At 71.3% G+C, this 15,804-nt stretch carries 13 protein-coding genes; 7 read left to right on the top strand and 6 right to left on the bottom strand.

The genetic code is table 11. The annotated features are described in order from the left end of the window. Positions 1-73: 73 nt before the first annotated feature. The 4 genes from AC6CHX_RS18135 to AC6CHX_RS18150 all read right to left on the bottom strand — a co-directional run bounded on the left by AC6CHX_RS18135 (position 74) and on the right by AC6CHX_RS18150 (position 3,080). Positions 74-349: a hypothetical protein gene (locus tag AC6CHX_RS18135; RefSeq protein WP_498273947.1), complete on the bottom strand. Its 276-nt coding sequence runs from the start codon at positions 347-349 to the stop codon at positions 74-76. A gap of 21 nt (positions 350-370) precedes the next feature. Then, complete coding sequence (locus AC6CHX_RS18140; protein WP_498273948.1) at positions 371-1,099, bottom strand: GTP pyrophosphokinase; 729 nt, start codon at positions 1,097-1,099, stop codon at positions 371-373. A 185-nt stretch (positions 1,100-1,284) separates the two neighbouring features. Then, positions 1,285-2,343, bottom strand: a complete 1,059-nt coding sequence (locus tag AC6CHX_RS18145) for a VanZ family protein (RefSeq protein ID WP_498273949.1) — start codon at positions 2,341-2,343, stop codon at positions 1,285-1,287. Positions 2,344-2,366: 23 nt separating this feature from the next. After that, the gene (locus AC6CHX_RS18150) at positions 2,367-3,080 is read right to left on the bottom strand and encodes a response regulator transcription factor (protein ID WP_498273950.1); all 714 of its coding nucleotides are present in this window, start codon (positions 3,078-3,080) and stop codon (positions 2,367-2,369) included. Positions 3,081-3,507: 427 nt separating this feature from the next. Between AC6CHX_RS18150 and AC6CHX_RS18155 the strand changes: the two genes are divergently transcribed. Then, positions 3,508-5,409, top strand: a complete 1,902-nt coding sequence (locus AC6CHX_RS18155) for a sensor histidine kinase (RefSeq protein WP_498273951.1) — start codon at positions 3,508-3,510, stop codon at positions 5,407-5,409. Then, entirely contained in the window at positions 5,406-7,475 is a 2,070-nt protein-coding gene (locus tag AC6CHX_RS18160; protein WP_498273952.1) for a sensor histidine kinase, read from the top strand. Before AC6CHX_RS18155 ends, AC6CHX_RS18160 begins: the two co-directional genes overlap by 4 nt. Here the strand turns inward: AC6CHX_RS18160 and AC6CHX_RS18165 are convergent, their stop codons facing one another. Beyond that, on the bottom strand, positions 7,476-8,264 hold the full coding sequence (locus tag AC6CHX_RS18165) for a hypothetical protein (protein WP_498273953.1): 789 nt from the start codon (positions 8,262-8,264) through the stop codon (positions 7,476-7,478). A gap of 354 nt (positions 8,265-8,618) precedes the next feature. Here AC6CHX_RS18165 and AC6CHX_RS18170 point away from each other — a divergent pair, with 354 nt between their 5' ends. Beyond that, positions 8,619-10,706, top strand: a complete 2,088-nt coding sequence (locus tag AC6CHX_RS18170) for an APC family permease (RefSeq protein ID WP_498274131.1) — start codon at positions 8,619-8,621, stop codon at positions 10,704-10,706. Between the two features lie 120 nt (positions 10,707-10,826). On the opposite strand, the gene AC6CHX_RS18175 is transcribed toward AC6CHX_RS18170, so the two are convergent. Next, positions 10,827-12,233, bottom strand: a complete 1,407-nt coding sequence (locus AC6CHX_RS18175; protein ID WP_498273954.1) for an aminotransferase-like domain-containing protein — start codon at positions 12,231-12,233, stop codon at positions 10,827-10,829. On the opposite strand from AC6CHX_RS18175, the gene AC6CHX_RS18180 reads away from it, so the two are divergent. The 4 genes from AC6CHX_RS18180 to kdpA all read left to right on the top strand — a co-directional run bounded on the left by AC6CHX_RS18180 (position 12,232) and on the right by kdpA (position 15,803). After that, positions 12,232-13,185: a DMT family transporter gene (locus AC6CHX_RS18180; RefSeq protein WP_498273955.1), complete on the top strand. Its 954-nt coding sequence runs from the start codon at positions 12,232-12,234 to the stop codon at positions 13,183-13,185. The two genes, AC6CHX_RS18175 and AC6CHX_RS18180, sit on opposite strands and share 2 nt — an antisense overlap. After that, complete coding sequence (locus AC6CHX_RS18185) at positions 13,185-13,778, top strand: FMN-binding negative transcriptional regulator (protein WP_498273956.1); 594 nt, start codon at positions 13,185-13,187, stop codon at positions 13,776-13,778. The genes AC6CHX_RS18180 and AC6CHX_RS18185 overlap by 1 nt, the downstream gene beginning before the upstream one ends. A gap of 256 nt (positions 13,779-14,034) precedes the next feature. Further along, on the top strand, positions 14,035-14,124 hold the full coding sequence (locus AC6CHX_RS18190) for a potassium-transporting ATPase subunit F (protein ID WP_036303189.1): 90 nt from the start codon (positions 14,035-14,037) through the stop codon (positions 14,122-14,124). Then, on the top strand, positions 14,124-15,803 hold the full coding sequence (kdpA, locus tag AC6CHX_RS18195; RefSeq protein ID WP_498273957.1) for a potassium-transporting ATPase subunit KdpA: 1,680 nt from the start codon (positions 14,124-14,126) through the stop codon (positions 15,801-15,803). Before AC6CHX_RS18190 ends, kdpA begins: the two co-directional genes overlap by 1 nt. Position 15,804 lies beyond the last annotated feature (1 nt).

The following is a 15,804-nucleotide window of genomic DNA, read 5'->3' on the forward strand; positions in this document are numbered from 1 at the left end:
TCGGTGATTCGCACTTCCGTCGGCCGTTCTGCCGCGAAACATCCGCGGGAAATGCGATCGGCCGCGGCAGGCGTCAGATGGCGCGGATCGTGATCGACTCGCGCTCGAGCTCACGGCGCCGATTGGCCAGGCACTGCGTGCACAGCAGCTCGACGCGGCGCGGATGCGCGCCGCCACACGTGCATTCGACCGTGACCCGCCAGCGGGCTTTGGCTCCACACGCCGCATAATCGTCACCGGCGCCGTGGTCGCACTCGCAGCGCGGGTCGCCGCCGTCGAGCAGCGGGAGCTCTCCGACATCCTCACGCAGAGAGGAGTCGGGCGGAGCGGTCGAAGTCGTCGAAGTCATCGAGATCGACCGTACCGCGGACTAGACCCCGACGACCCGGGAGGCGGGAGGCGCGGCGGGACCCCGCGGCGCAGGGGGCGGCGGGGCGAGCTGGCGCAGGGGGATGCCGTGCGCCTCGCGGTGCAGGCGCTCCATGCGGCTGTCGAGCTCGGCGGCGGCATCCGCGGCATCCGACAGGCTGTCGACCAGGTGAGAGGGCACCTGGTTCGAGAACTTGTAGTAGATCTTGTGCTCGAGGCTCGCCCAGAAGTCCATCGCGATCGTGCGGAACTGCACCTCGACCGGGACCGACAGCGCGCCCGTCGACAGGAACACGGGAACCTCGATGATCGCGTGCAGGCTCTTGTAGCCGTTGTCCTTCGGGTGCGCGATGTAGTCCTTGACGGTGCGCACGGTGACGTCATCCTGCGCGGTGAGCAGGTCGAACAGACGGTACACGTCGGCGACGAAGCTGCAGGTCACGCGAACGCCGGCGATGTCGGTGATCTCGGCGCGGATGCGGTCGAAGTCGGGCTCGTCGATCCCCTTGCGGGCGATCTTCTCGACGATGCTGTCCGGCGACTTCAGTCGGCTCTTCACGTGCTCGATCGGGTTGTACGCGTGGTCGTGCGTGAACTCGTCGCGGAGGATCGAGATCTTCGTCTCGACCTCGCGCATCCCGAACTCGTACTCGCGCAGGAACCGCTGCAGCTCGTCACGCAACTCGCGGGCCTGGTTGATCGTGTCCTCGGTGACGTGAACGGTCGACATGGCATCGACGTTACGCGTTCGTGATCGGAAACCGCTGTGGAAGTCCGATGTCCTCACGATTCCCATGCGGGTGCGCCGCCGGGCGCTCCGGTCGCACTTTCTGTCGGTATCGAGCCGCCGTTCCGACACAAACTGCGACCGGAAGCGAGGGATGGGGCGGGGTGGGGCGAGGGATGGGGGTGGGGTTAGGAGGCGGGGGTTCGGGCATCCTGCAGGTGCTGGCCGGAGAGGATGCCGGGGAGCCCGCGCCCGGCGCGGGTGGTGAACGGCAGGATGACCGCGGCGAGGAACAGGACGGCCGCCGCGAACCCGAAGATCCCGCCCGGCAGCTGAAGAGCGCTGATACCGCCGATGCCACCCGCCCAGCGCAGAAGACGTGCGAACGGTGCCGGCAGACGCGACCCGGCGTAGCGGAGCTGCACGGCGACGTCGCCGATCGAACGCCCGCCGATGAGGATGAGCACCAGGAACAGCGCGGACGGGACGATCGTGGCCGCCGCCGACGCGAGGCTGCCGTCGAGAACCGCGGCGCGATCCTCCACGACGAACTCCAGCCACACCTGCACGATCACGCCCGCTCCCATGCTCACGAACCCGTAGGCGAGGAAGTCGCACAGCATCGCGAGCACACGGCGGCCTCGGGTGACCGGACGGGGCAGGTCGGCGTCGGGGCGCGCCTCCGCGCCGCGCATCGACCGCGGAACGATGAGCGCCACGGTGCAGCCGACGACGGCGCCGAGGGTGTTCGTCATCAGATCGCCCACGTCGAAGAAGCGATACGCGCAGGGGTAGACGCCCCACACGCCGGTCAGCTGCGTCGTCTCGACCAGCAGCGAGAGTCCGAACCCGGCCACGAGCGCCGTCAGGATGCCGCGGCCGGCGAGCACCCGCACGAAGAAGCCGAGCGGCACGAACAGCAGCACGTTGAACACCAGCTGCAGCAGGGCGGGCTGCCGCAGCGGGTTGCCCGGCGCCGCGAACGCCTTCTGCACGTCGCGCACGACCGACATCGGATCGGTGATCGCCCCGATGCAGCGGATCATGTCGGGGTCGGGCAGCGGAAGCAGGGTGTACGTCCAGATCGCCCAGAAGTAGATCAGGGCCGACAGCCAGAGCAGCGTGCGCCCGAGGCCGAGCCGCCCGCGCCGGCGGTAGCTGATCGCCACGAACGGCACGAACAGGAGGATGCCGAAAGCCACTCCGATCGCGATGGCGATGAACCCGAGCAGCACCTGATCTTCCACAGCGTGCCAGTGTAGCTGCGCGTTCAGTCCGGGTCGGGATGCGGCGCGGCGGCGTCCTGGCCGAGTCCGGCCTCGCGCGCCCGGACGATGAGCGCGCTGCGATCAGAGACCGCGAGCTTCGCGAGGATACCGGACAGATAGTTGCGCACCGTCTTCGAGGAGAGCACCAGCCGGCGGGCGACCGCCTGGTTGTCGAGCCCGCGGGCGATGAGGTCGAGCACCTCGCGCTCCCGGTGCGTGAGCTCGGGGAACACCACCGGCCCGGTCGTGCGTGCCCCGGAGAGCAGGTCGATCGCCCGCCGCCCGACCTCCGCGGTGAGCAGCACGTCGCCCGCAGCCACCGCCCGCAACCCGCGCTCGATCTCGTCGGGCAGAGCGCTCTTAAGCAGGTAGCCGCGGGCTCCGGCGCGCAGCGCGGCGAACACGGAGTCGTCGTCGCCGAGCATCGTGACGATGAGCACCCCGATACCGGGGGCGGCGCGGACGATGCGGCGCGTGGCCTCGACACCCGACCCCGCGCCGAGATCGACGTCCATGAGCACGACGTCCGGCTGCGCGGCCAGGACCCCCTCGACGGCGTCGTCTTCCGTGCCCGCCCGACCGACCACCTCGAAGCCCTCGATCGATTCGAGGAAGCTCGACATGCCGTACGCGAAGACGGGATGGTCGTCGACCACGAAGATGCGCACGGAGCCCTCGAGCTCCGACGCATCCGCATCGATCGGCTGCTCCGGCATGCCGCTCACGCTAGCGGTCCCCCGTCCGTCGCGCATCACCGCTGCGCTCCGGTGGCTGCCGGCGCGGGCTCGGGCTCGGAGCATCCTCGGCGGGAGCAGCCCCATCTGCTCCCGCCGAGTCCCCGTTGTCGCCCGACCGGCTCGAAGCCGTCGAGAGCCACCCGGATCGGCGTCCCCCAGCACGCCGACGGACGCCGACCGCGGTCTGCGTCCGCTCTGGCACGGTTCGCCCCGCTCGACCGCGCATGGTCCCTCCTCGCGTCGACGTGACATCGTCGACCAGAGCCGACGATAGGCGTCCCGATGTCCCGATCGAGAGGGGGCCGCGTCCCGACGTCACGGGAGATGCGACCCGGGACGCGTCGGATGCTGGATTCGCCGGCCATCGCTCGGGCACACTGAGGCGCAGAGAGGAGCGCCCGTGCCCATGACGGCCGCCGCACGCACGACGACGGAGGCACCGCCGCGCGCCACCCGCACGCTGCCCGTCGCTCTCCTGCTCGTGTTCTCGTGGCTGCCCGCCCTCGCCGGCATGGCGCTGTGCCTGCTCTCGGCCTCCGGCATCGAGGCCGTCGGCACCCTCAGCGCCGCGCTCGGATTCGGCGGTGCCGCAGCCCTGCTCCCGGCCCGAGGCGGACACGGGGGGCGCGGCGGTCCGTTGTTCCCGATCGCCCTGGCGGTGACGGCCGTCGGTGCGGGACTGTCCACCCTCGCCTCGGGACTCCGCGCGACCGGGATCGACGGCGGCGCCTGGCTCGACATCCTCGGCGTCGCCTGGATGCCGGGGGGCCTCACGGTCGCGGGCGTTCTCGGAGCGGCCGTCATGCTCCGGTCACGCTCGCTGCTGGTCGCCGGGGCCCTGCTCTCCACCGCGATCGGTGTCACGAGCGCCGCGGAGCTCCAGCAGGGTCGGCCCGTCCCGCTCGCCGCAGCACTGTGGATCGTGTGGCTCGCGCTCGCGCTCGGATCCGGGCTGATGATCCTGTGGGCGGCGGCTCGTCGTCCCTCCCCGGATCGAGAAGCCGCGCTCTGGCTCGCCATCGCGCACTTCGCACTCCTGCTCTCGGGCGTGGGGGGCTACATCGTCGGCGACGAGAGCGGACCCTCCCTCATCGGCACGGCGTTCGCCGCAGCGTTCCTCCCCGCCGGCGTGCTGTTCGCGGCGGCATCCTTCCTCCTCACGGCGATCGCGCGTGCTCCCGATGCCGTCGACCCGCCGCGTGCGCGCTTCGCGGTCGGGGTGCTGCTGGTGTCCGCCCTGCTCGTCGCGTACGGCGCGGTCGCGGCGAGCGCCGCCCAACTGGCCCCGCTCACTCCCACCAGTGGAGGGATGATCGCCGTCGTGCTCCTGGCCGTCGGCGCCGAGCCTGCCCGCCGCGGCATCCAGCGTGCGGTCGACCAGCTGCTCTATGGACGATCGGCCGATCCCCGCGCACTGCTCCGGACGGTCAGCGAGGAGATCGTGGGAGGGGACACCGGGTCGCTCGGCGCCCTGGCTGCTGCCCTCCGGCAGTCCCTGCGGCTCGGCGGGGTCGCCATCACCTCCTCGACGGGAGAGGGGTCCCGGGTCGAGGCCGGGCGCATCGATCCGGCGACCCGGCAGACCATCACCCTCGTCGCGGCAGACGGACCATGCGGAACGGTGGAGGTGTGCGGAACCGCAGGTCGTCGCCCCGAGCCGCGGACGATCGATGCGCTGCGCCGGATCGGCGGGGTGTTGAGCGTCGCCGTGCTCCTCGCCGAGGTCAACGAGGGGCTTCGCGAGGCGCGGGACCGGGCCCGACGCATCGCCGCGAGCGAGCGCCGGTTCGCCCGCGCCGAGATCGAGGCCGGGATCGTTCCGGCGCTCGCGAGCATCCGCCGCGACCTGCAGGGCCTGCCGGGAGCCGCGGATCCCGGGGCGCTCCTTACCCGGACCACCGTGGCGCTGCAGGCGGCCACGACCGACGTGAGAGACCTCGCACGTACGCTCCTGCCCGGATCGCTGGATGCCGGCGACCTGCCGGGCGCCCTCGCCGATCTTGCGGCACGCTTCGAACACCCAGCCCTTCTCGCGGATGTGCGACAGGAGCCCGAGCGCCCGGAGGCGGTGTACCACCTCGTCGCGGAGGCGGTCCTGCGCGCGCGGCGACGCGGGGGCATCGAGCGCATCGAAGTCGTCGTGGACTCCGACGACCGGTGGCAGCTGCGGCTGCTCGGCGCCCGACAGCACGTCCGACCGATACTCGGTGCGATCCGAGCACGGGCGGAAGAGGCCGGATACCGCACCGACGGCGACGACGGCGGCGACGGGTCGACCACCACTCTGACCGTGACGGGGAAGGCATGAACCGCCCCGCACCGGCACGGACCCTCGCCGCACTCGCCGTGTTGATCCCGGCGTGGGGACTGGCTGCCGCGTCGGTCGCCCTGGCCTGGATCTTCCAGCTCCCCGCCGCCCCCGTCGCCGGCACCTTCCTCTCCCCGGCGCCGCCGGAGGCTCAGGCGCGCTTCGACGACATCGGAGTCACCGTCGCGGTCGTCTACGCGCCGCTCGCCGCCGTGCTGCTGCTGCGCCGCCCGCAGCCGGTGGCGATCCTGCTCGGTGTGCACGCGGTCGGTTCCGGACTCGCGGCGTTCGGGGTGCAGTACGGTCTGCTGTCGCTCGCGCATCCCTCGCTCCCCGGAGCGGGACTGCTCGCGTATGCCGGCGGGTGGGCCTTCGTGCCGGGGACCTTCCTGACGGCGATCGTGCCGGTGCTGCTCCTGCCCAGACGACGATCCGTGCTCCGCCGGGTGCTGGTGCGCGTGGTCGTGGCCGCCGCCGCCGTGGCGACCGTGTCGTCCCTGACGCAGCAGGGCGACGGCCCCCTCGAGAACCCACTCGCGCCACCCTGGCCCGACTATCAGAGCCTGCTCCCGGGCACGTACGCGGTCGCGGCGGCGCTGACACTGTGCTCGTCGCTCGTGGTCGCCGGGATCCTGGCGCGCCAGGCGATGCGGGCGCAGCGCGACGAGAGGTCGCCGCTGCTGTGGCTGTTCGTCGGCCACGTGTTCCTCACGGCGTCCTACGTGGTGACCGTGCTGCCCGCGTCGCTGCAGCTCGCAGCGCCGATCTGGGTCTTCGGCACCATCGCCCCGATCGTCGGGCAGATCTTCTATCCCTCCGCCGTGCTGGTGATGGGCCTGCAACACCGTCTTCGCGGCATCGACGTGGCCGTCAGTGCCGTGCTGACCACCAGCATCCTCGCGGTGCTGGCCGCCGGCGGATACCTGCTCATCGTCACGACGCTCGAGACCATCGCGCCGCCGACCCCGATCGCGGTCTTCACGACGGCCGCCGTGATCGCGATCGGCCTGCTCCCCGCCAGGCGCCTCATCCACCGCCGCGTCGACCGGCTCGTCTACGGCGAATCCGGAGCGCCGGAACGTCTCGTGCGCACTCTCGGAGCCGAGGTCGGCGAGATCGCCACCGGCGCCGATGGACTGCGCGCGCTGGCCTCGGCGCTGCGCCGCACGTTGCGACTCGGCTCGGTGCGCATCAGCACCACCGCCGACCCGGGGGCGCCGTCGGCGGGCGATGACGCCGTGGGGGTGCTCGTCGGCACACCGGAGGGCGTCCCCTCCCTCTTCACCCTGCGCCCCGGAGGGCAGAGCGGGGCGACGACGGTGCTCGCCGTCACCGGCCCGGACCCGGAGCTGCCCGTGGGGCGACGAGCCCGGGAAGCCATCGCCGATCTCGTCCCCGTGATCGGCGTCGTCGTGCGCCTCGCCATCGCATCGACCGCACTGGACGAGGCGCGGGGGAGGGCGGCGGAGGCGCGGCATGCCGAGCGTCGGGCGCTCCGCCGCGAGCTGCACGACGGCCTGGGGCCCGCACTCGCCGGTGCCGGATTCTCACTCGCCGCCGCATCCAACTTCCTGGCACGCGGTGATCGCGCGGCAGCGGAGGACGCCGCGCGCGGAGTCGACGCACTGCTGGACGCGCAGACCGTGACGCTGACCGGACTGGCGCGCGGAGGCACGACTGAGGTGCACGACCTCGCGGCCGAGCTGCACAGCCTCGTGACGTCGTTCACCGGGGCGGCAAGCACGGTGCATCTCTCCGTCGCGGGCACCCTCGTCCTCGATCCCGGCCGCTCCGGCATCCTGCTGCGCATCGCGGCCGAGGCCCTCCTGAACGCGGTGCGCCACGCCGAGGCCGCGTCCGTCGAGGTCACTCTCGGCGGCCAGGAGGGCGTGATCCTGCGCGTGTGCGATGACGGACGCGGCATGCGCGAGGCCTCGGGCGCGGGCGTCGGTCTCGCGTCGATGCGCGAGTGGGCGCAGGAGGCGGGGCTCCGCATCGCCTGGGAGCAGCCGGCGGACGGCGGCACGCTCGTGCTGGTGCGTGCCGCCGACCCACGGCTGAGATGATCAGCGCCGCTGCTCCGCGCCGGACTCGGTGTCGGATGCCGCGGAGGTCGCCAGGTCCTGGCGGGTCGCCACGTGGTCTCCGATCGCGACGCCGCGGCGGCCGACCAGCATCCACAGCGACGCGAAAGCGAGGCCGAGACCGCCCACGGGGCCCGCGAGCCCGGGGACGCCGGTGACGATGTAGCCGGCCACCACCAGCAGCACCAGCCCCGCGAGCAGAGTGCCGAGGATGCGCGACACCGAGCGCTCGACCCAGGCCATCGCGGCGAGCGCTCCCAGCGACACGAGCACCCCGAACCAGGGGATGAAGGCGCCGAAGTCGGTCAGCGCGTAGAAGACGAGGAGCCCTTCGTCGCCGAAGCTCCCGAACTCCGGGCCGCCGTGACCGTAGAGGGCGAGCGACCCCTTCCACCCGTACCCGAACGTGAGCCCCGCCGCCGAGGTGACGAGTCCCGCGGAGAAGACGCGGGAGGCCACCGAATTCCGGACCCGCTCCGTGCGGACGCGCCAGGCGCCGTGCAGCACGAGAAGGCAGGCGACGGCGGCGAACCCGAGGAGGAAGCCGAGCTGGTTGCCCATCGGATCGAGGTTGGGCATATCCTCGGCGGCGGCGATGAGCACACCGCCGCGCTCGTAGTCGGCCTCGGTCCACGGCCGCACGTCGAAGAGGATCGTCGCCGCGAAGCCGAGAAGGCCGGCGGCGACACCCCACAGCAGCCAGAGGCGACCTGCACGGGGTGCGGCCGGTGGGCGTGAGCCGCGGGTTCGCGCGGCGGTGATCTGAGACATCCGTCTCTCCTGTTCTGTCGGTGAGCCCCGAGCGGGCACGCCGCCACTCTCGGCGTCCGGCCATCCCGGGCGCGAGGGGCGGGCGTCACGACTCGACGGGCGGCGCCGTCGGGCGCCCGGACGTGGTCTCCCCCGTGCTCGGGACGACGGCCCCTCGCGCCCGGGACACCGGGACCGAGAGTGTCGAGGTGCACCGCTCTTCCGTTCGGCAGCAGCAGTGCCCCTCGGACCGGGGGACGGTGATCCACTCCCCCTCACCGTCCTCCTCCCGCGGGCGTAAGGATTCCGTGAGGGTCGCGCATCCGGCCGTAGGGATTCCGTGAGGATCGCGTGAGGATGCCGTCGCCGGGCGTAGTGTCGCCGGACGTGTCAGTCGAAAACAGGGAAGGCGCGGACGCGCCGCCGCGCGCGAAGCGCATCATCATCGGGGAACCCCTGACGAGCCAGCAGGTCGACGACCAGCTGCTCCCCAAGCGCATGGCGCTGCCGATCTTCGCGTCGGATGCGCTGAGCTCGGTGGCCTACGCGCCGCAGGAGCTCGTGATGATCCTGCTCATCGGCGGGCTCACCTTCCTCTCGTTCACACCGCTCGTCGCGATCTCGGTCGTGGTGCTGCTGATCGTGGTCGTGCTCAGTTACCGGCAGCTCATCAAGGCCTACCCCTCGGGCGGTGGCGACTACGAGGTCGCATCGAAGAACCTCGGCGAGATCCCCGGGGTGATCGTCGCCGCAGCGCTCCTGGTCGACTACGTGCTGACCGTGGCCGTGTCGGTCGCATCCGGTGTCGACAACATCATCTCGGCGGTGCCCGGGCTCGACCCGTTCCGCGTGGAGCTCGCGGTCGGCTTCGTGATCCTCATCATCGTCGTGAACCTGCGCGGGGTGCGCGAGGCCTCGCTCGTCTTCGCGATCCCGACGTACGTCTTCATCGGCTCGGTCGGCATCATGATCGTCACCGGCCTCATCCGCACGTTCCTGGGCGATGCACCCGTCGCCTCGAGCGCGGAGTTCTCCGTGCAGGCGGAGAGCCTCAGCCAGGCGGCCGTGATCCTGCTGATCCTGCGTGCGTTCTCGAGCGGATGCTCCGCCCTCACCGGCGTCGAGGCCGTGTCGAACGGGGTGCCGGCGTTCCGGGCTCCGAAGGTGCGCAACGCCCAGTCGACGCTCGTGCTGATGGGGTCGATCGCGGCCTGCCTGTTCGCCGGGCTCACCGCGCTCGCCCTCATCACCGGCGTGCACTACGCCGAGAACCCGTGCGACCTGATCGGCTTCGACTGCACGAACCCGCAGCCGAGCCTGATGGCGCAGATCGCCTCGGCGACGTTCGGCGGCGGGAGCATCGCCTTCTTCATCGTGCAGGCCGCGACCGCGTGCGTGCTGCTGCTCGCCGCGAACACCGCCTTCAACGGCTTCCCGCTGCTGGGGGCGGTGCTCGCCCGCGACGGCTACGCCCCGAAGTCGCTCAACACCCGCGGCGACCGCCTCGTGTTCTCGAACGGCATGATCCTGCTCGGCATCGCGGCGATCGCCGTGCTCGTGGTGTTCCAGGCGAAGCTGACGACCCTGATCCAGCTGTACATCATCGGCGTGTTCGTGTCGTTCTCGCTCGGGCAGATCGGCATGGTGCGGCACTGGCGGCGGGTGCTGCGGGGGCCGATCGCAGACAAGGCCGGCTCCGGCATCGACGGGGCATCGGCATCCGACCGCCGCTCCGCGAAGGTCGGACTCATCGTCAACTCCGCCGGCGCGGTGATGACGGTGGCCGTACTGCTGATCGTGACCGTCACCAAGTTCACGCACGGCGCCTACCTGGTGTTCTTCGCGATCCCGATCCTCGCGTTCCTGATGCTGGGCGTGAAGCGGTACTACCGCGACGTCGAACACGAGATCGCGATCGACGACACGACGAAGTTCGGCGCCACCGGCGATGTGGCCATCGTCCTCGTCAACCGCCTGCAGAAGCCCGTCATGAAGGCCATCGACTACGCGATCGCGGCCAAGCACGGCAAGACGCTCGCGGTGCACGTCGCCGTGGCGTCGGATGACGCGGCCACGCTGCAGCAGGAGTGGGCCGACCACCTCGTGCCCATCCCGCTCGTGATCGTCGAGTCTCCCTACCGCTCGTTCGCGCAGCCGGTCACCCAGTTCATCAAGCAGTACCGCGAGAAGCACGGCTCCTCCGTCGTGACCGTGTACCTGCCGCAGTACATCGTGGGGCACTGGTGGGAGTCGTTCCTGCACAACCGTCGCGCCCGCCGCCTCGCGAATCAGCTGATGCTCGTGCACGGCGTCTCGATCACCCTCGTGCCCTGGCTGCTCGACTCGTCGGAGCTCATCTACGGTCGCCGCTCCCGTCCGCTCCCCGGTCAGGAGCGCGCCGGGCGGCCGGTGGTCGTGAGCGGACGCCGCGCGCATCGTCCCGCGGGTCCGCCGCAGGAGTGACCCGGCGCCCTCCTCCGTTCCGGGCCTCCTCCGTTCCGGTCGCACTTTATGTCGCATTGACGCAGCAATTCCGGCATCAAGTGCGACCGGAGTCAGCCGTCAGCCGTCAGCCGTCAGCCGTCAGCCGACGTCGAGCACCGAACCGAGGATGCCGGCTGCCTCGGCGAAGCGCGCGGGGTCGGCGTTCGCGTAGTTGAGCCGCACGTACGAGCCGGAGGGCTCGGCGGGGAACCACTCGGATCCCGGGGAGATGATCACGCCCCGCACCTCGCAGTCGCGGACGACCTGCATGACATCCGTCCCCTCGGGCAGCCGCACCCACAGGTTCAGGCCACCCGCCGGAACGCTCTCGACCTGCGCAGACGGGGCGTGCTCGGTCAGGCTCGAGACCAGCAGGTCGCGGCGCGCGCGCAGGTGCTCGCGGAACCCGCGCAGGTGGGTGCGCCAGCCCGGCTGCGTGACCACGTCGAGCGCGGCGGCCTGCAGCAGCCCGCTGACGTACATGGACTCGGCCGCGCGGTCGGCCAGGATCCGCTCCCGCGCCGGCCCCCGCGCGATCACGGCCGCGACGCGCAGTGCGGGGGAGGCGCTCTTGGTGAGTGAGCGCAGGTACACGACATGACCGTCGTCGTCGGATGCGGCGACCGGGCGCGGCTCGGCATCGATCCCCAGGTCGTGCGCCCAGTCGTCCTCGATCAGGAACGCGCCGTGTCGGCGGACGGTGTCGAGCACGGCCTCCCCGGTCGCGATCGGCCACTGCGCGCCGGTCGGGTTGGCGAACGTCGGCTGCGCGTAGAAGGCGCGAGCGCCGGTCTGCGCGAACGCCCGCTCCACGTCATCCGGATCGGGGCCCTGCGGCCCGGAGGGGATCGGCACCAGCACGACACCCGCCTGCGCGGCGGCGAGCAGTGCGCCCCAGTAGGTGGGTGACTCGACGAGCAGCGGCTGCCCCGGGCCCACGACCGCGCGGAAGATCGAGCTCAGCCCGCTCTGACTGCCCGAGATGATGAGGGCATCGCGCGCCGACGCGGGCGTGACCCCGGCGGGAGCGGTGGAGGCGAGCTCTCCGGCGAACCACGCCTGCAGCTCGGGAAGGCCGGCTGCAGGCGAGCGGGTCAACGCCGCGTCGGTGCGCGCGGCCCGCACGAGCGACTGTCGCACCAACCGCTCCGGGAGCAGTTCGACCGCGGGGTAGCCGGAGTGGAGTCCGATCGCATCGGGGGAGATAGTGCGCTGCGTGGACGACAGGCCCACGAGTCCCGCCGGGGCCGTGCCGAGTGCGGCGGTCTGCCAGCCGTAGTCGGCCGGTCGCGCGGTGCGGAGTGCGCGGACGAAGGTTCCGGCCCCCGGACGCGACTCCACCAGCCCGAGCCGGACGAGCTGCTGCATCGCCTTCTGCACGGTCACCGGGCTCGCGCCATACTCGGCCATCAGCGCACGGTTCGACGGCACTCGCGCGCCCGGGGAGGCGGAGGTGATCCATGCACGGACACCGGCGACGATCCGGTCACTGCTATCCTGACTCATGAAAGTAGAGAGTAGCGTTATCGCTCCGCGCGCAACAGTGCTATCGACGGGCGCCGGCCTCGGATGGGGACTCCTCGGCGTCGTCGCCTTCTCGTTCACCCTCCCGTTCACGCGCATCGCCATCGACGGCCTCTCGCCGCTGTTCATCGGCGCGGGGCGCGCGGTCGTCGCGGCCCTCCTCGCGGGCATCGCCCTGGCCGCGACGCGTCAGCGCATCCCGACCAGGGTGCAGTGGGGGCGACTGGCCGTCGTCGCCGGCGGGGTCGTGGCCGGATTCCCGCTGCTCACCTCGTTCGCGATGACCACGACCCCGGCCAGTCACGGCGCCGTCGTGGTCGGACTGCTCCCCGCCGCGACCGCCGTCGCCGTGGTGCTCCGAACCGGCGAGCGCCCGAACCGCTCCTTCTGGGTCTTCGCGATCCTCGGCGCCGTCGCCGCCGTCGTGTTCACGGCGCTGCAGAACGGCGGACTCGGATCCCTCACCCCCGCCGACCTGCTGCTGTTCGGGGCCGTCCTCGCCGCGGCGATCGGCTACGCGGAGGGGGGTCTGCTCGCCCGCGAACTCGGCTCCTGGCAGACCGTGTCGTGGGCGCTCGTCGTCGCCGCTCCCCTCATGACCGTGCTCACCGTGGTGTCGGCGATCCAGCAGCCACCCGCGGCGAACCCCGTGCAGTGGCTCGCCTTCGGCTACCTCGCCGCGGTGAGCATGTTCCTCGGATTCTTCGCCTGGTACCGCGGGCTGGCGATCGGACCGATGGCGCAGGTGAGTCAGATCCAGCTCGTCCAGCCCGTGATGGGCATCGCGTGGGCCGCCCTCCTGCTGCACGAGCCGATCGGCTGGGCCACCGCCGTCGGCGGACTCGCCGTGATCCTCTGCGCCGCACTCGCGGTGCGCACCCGCCTGAAAGACCGCCCCCGAACCGACCGACCGCCCCGAGAAGAGGAGTCCTGATGCGCCACACCCCCCGCTACCTGATGACCGACCCCGCCGAGGTCAAGCGCCTCATCCGCGGCAACCCGTGGGCGACGTTCGTCTCCCCGGCGAGCACCGGACTGGTCGCCTCGCACTACCCCGCGCTGCTGATCGAGGACGAGGACGACATCGTGATCGCCAGCCATTTCGGACGCCCCGACGATGAGCTCCACGAACTCGGTCGGCACGAGGTGCTCGTGATCATCCAGGGGCCGCACGACTACGTCTCCCCGAGCCTGTATGCGCCGGGCGACCTGGTCCCGACGTGGAACCACGTGACCGCGCACCTCCACGGCACCCCCGAGATCCTCAGCGAGGAGGAGAACTACGCCATGCTCACGCGGTTGACCGACCACTTCGAGGACGGACGCGAGCACGGTCGGCACCTGTCGGAGGACGAGCCGGGCACCCGCCGGGCGGCGAAGGGGACGGTCGGCCTGCGGATGCGGGTCACCCGGTTCGACGCGCGCGCCAAGCTCAGCCAGAACAAGCCGCCGGAGGTGCGCGAGAACATCACCGCGCGGTTCGCCGAGACGAACAGCGCGCTCGCGGCGGAGATGCGACGGGTCTGACCCCTGCCGACACCTTCCCGTCGCACTTTCTGTCGCTCCCGCCGCGGGAAAGCGACAGAAAGTGCGGCGGGAAGGAAGGCGGATGCTGTGAGCAACCCGCATGCATCCGCACCGGGGGCGTAGGGGAACCGTGAGGATCGCCGGATCCACCCGCCCGCGGGAGTTGGATCGGATCCGTGCTCGACATCATCTACATCGCGCTGACTCTCGCGCTGTTCGCCCTCGTCTCCCTGGTCGCCAAGGCGGTGGACCGCGCATGATCGTCTTCGAGATCATCGCGGCCGTCCTCGCCGTCGCCGCCGTCGTCTACCTCGTGGTCGCGCTCGTCGCCCCGGAGCGGTTCTGATGGGCGCGGCGATCTGGTTCGGCACCCTGCAGCTCACGGCCGTCGTGGTCGTGCTCGTCCTCCTCTACCGCCCCCTCGGCGACTACATCGCCCGGGTGTACACCTCGGCGAAGGACCTGCGCGTCGAGCGCGGCGTCTACCGGCTCATCGGCGTCGACTCCTCCTCCGAGCAGACCTGGCGCGCCTACGCCCGCAGCGTGCTCGCGTTCTCGGTCGTCGGGCTCCTGCTCGTCTACGGGCTGCAGCGACTCCAGGCATTCCTGCCCCAGTCGCTCGGTCTCCCGGCCGTGCCCGAGGGACTGGCCTTCAACACCGCGGCATCCTTCGTCGCGAACACCAACTGGCAGTCGTACTCGCCCGAGCAGACCATGGGCTACACCGCGCAGCTCGCGGGCCTCACCGTGCAGAACTTCGTGTCGGCCGCGGTCGGCCTCGCCATCGCGATCGCCCTGATCCGCGGCCTCGCCCGCCGGGGGTCGGCGACCATCGGCAACTTCTGGGTCGACCTCATCCGCGGCCTCGGCCGCATCCTCCTGCCGATCGCCCTGATCGGCGCGGTGGCGCTGCTCGCGGGCGGCGTGATCCAGAACTTCGCGGGCTTCACCGACGTGACCACGGTGTCGGGCGGAACCCAAACCATCCCGGGCGGCCCCGTCGCGTCACAGGAGGCGATCAAGCTCCTCGGCACGAACGGCGGCGGCTTCTTCAACGCCAACTCCGCGCACCCGTTCGAGAACCCGACCGGCTTCACGAACCTGCTGCAGGTGCTGCTGATCCTCGTGATCCCGTTCTCCCTCCCCCGCACTTTCGGACGCATGGTCGGCGACCACCGCCAGGGCTACGCGATCGCCGCGGTCATGGCCACGATCTTCCTGATCTCGACGTTCGCCCTCTCGGCACTCGAACTCGCCGGACGCGGCAGCGCCCCCGAACTCGCCGGAGCCGCGATGGAGGGCAAGGAGGTGCGGTTCGGCATCCTCGGGTCCACCCTGTTCGGCAGCGCCAGCACGCTCACCTCGACCGGCGCCGTCAACTCGATGCACGACTCGTACACCGCACTCGGCGGCATGATGCCGATGCTGAACATGATGCTCGGCGAGGTCGCCCCCGGCGGCGTCGGCTCGGGCCTCTACGGCATGCTCGTGCTCGCGATCATCGCCGTGTTCGTCGGCGGACTCCTCGTCGGCCGCACCCCCGAGTACCTCGGCAAGCGGATCGGTCCGCGGGAGATCAAGCTCGCCAGCCTGTACATCCTCGTCGTCCCGGCGCTCGTCCTCGGCGGCACGGCCCTGAGCTTCGCGATCCCCGGCATCCGGGAGGACGTGGAGTCCACCAGCATCCTGAACCCGGGCGTGCACGGCATGAGCGAGGTGCTCTACGCGTTCACGTCGGCCGCGAACAACAACGGCTCCGCCTTCGCCGGGCTCACCGCGAACACCCCGTGGTTCAACACCGCGCTCGGGATCGCGATGCTGCTCGGACGCTTCCTTCCGATCGTGCTCGTCCTGGCCCTCGCCGGATCGTTCGCGGCGCAGGAGCGGGTCCCTGCCACCTCGGGCACGCTGCCCACCCACCGGCCGCAGTTCGTCGGCCTCCTCCTCACCGTGACGGTCGTCGTGACCGCCCTCACCTACTTCCCCGTGCTCGCGCTGGGACCCCTCGCCGAAGGACTCGTCTGAC

This window comes from Microbacterium sp. GQ128 (assembly GCF_059758615.1).

Bases quoted from the DNA above. Each gene is read 5' to 3' on its own strand.
- AC6CHX_RS18175 (WP_498273954.1), bottom strand. From the start codon at position 12,233: ATGAGTCAGGATAGCAGTGACCGGATCGTCGCCGGTGTCCGTGCATGG.
- AC6CHX_RS18185 (WP_498273956.1), top strand. From the start codon at position 13,185: ATGCGCCACACCCCCCGCTACCTGATGACCGACCCCGCCGAGGTCAAG.
- AC6CHX_RS18140 (WP_498273948.1), bottom strand. From the start codon at position 1,099: ATGTCGACCGTTCACGTCACCGAGGACACGATCAACCAGGCCCGCGAG.
- AC6CHX_RS18150 (WP_498273950.1), bottom strand. From the start codon at position 3,080: ATGCCGGAGCAGCCGATCGATGCGGATGCGTCGGAGCTCGAGGGCTCC.
- AC6CHX_RS18180 (WP_498273955.1), top strand. From the start codon at position 12,232: ATGAAAGTAGAGAGTAGCGTTATCGCTCCGCGCGCAACAGTGCTATCG.
- AC6CHX_RS18155 (WP_498273951.1), top strand. From the start codon at position 3,508: ATGACGGCCGCCGCACGCACGACGACGGAGGCACCGCCGCGCGCCACC.
- AC6CHX_RS18135 (WP_498273947.1), bottom strand. From the start codon at position 349: ATGACTTCGACGACTTCGACCGCTCCGCCCGACTCCTCTCTGCGTGAG.
- kdpA (WP_498273957.1), top strand. From the start codon at position 14,124: ATGGGCGCGGCGATCTGGTTCGGCACCCTGCAGCTCACGGCCGTCGTG.
- AC6CHX_RS18160 (WP_498273952.1), top strand. From the start codon at position 5,406: ATGAACCGCCCCGCACCGGCACGGACCCTCGCCGCACTCGCCGTGTTG.
- AC6CHX_RS18165 (WP_498273953.1), bottom strand. From the start codon at position 8,264: ATGTCTCAGATCACCGCCGCGCGAACCCGCGGCTCACGCCCACCGGCC.
- AC6CHX_RS18190 (WP_036303189.1), top strand. From the start codon at position 14,035: ATGATCGTCTTCGAGATCATCGCGGCCGTCCTCGCCGTCGCCGCCGTC.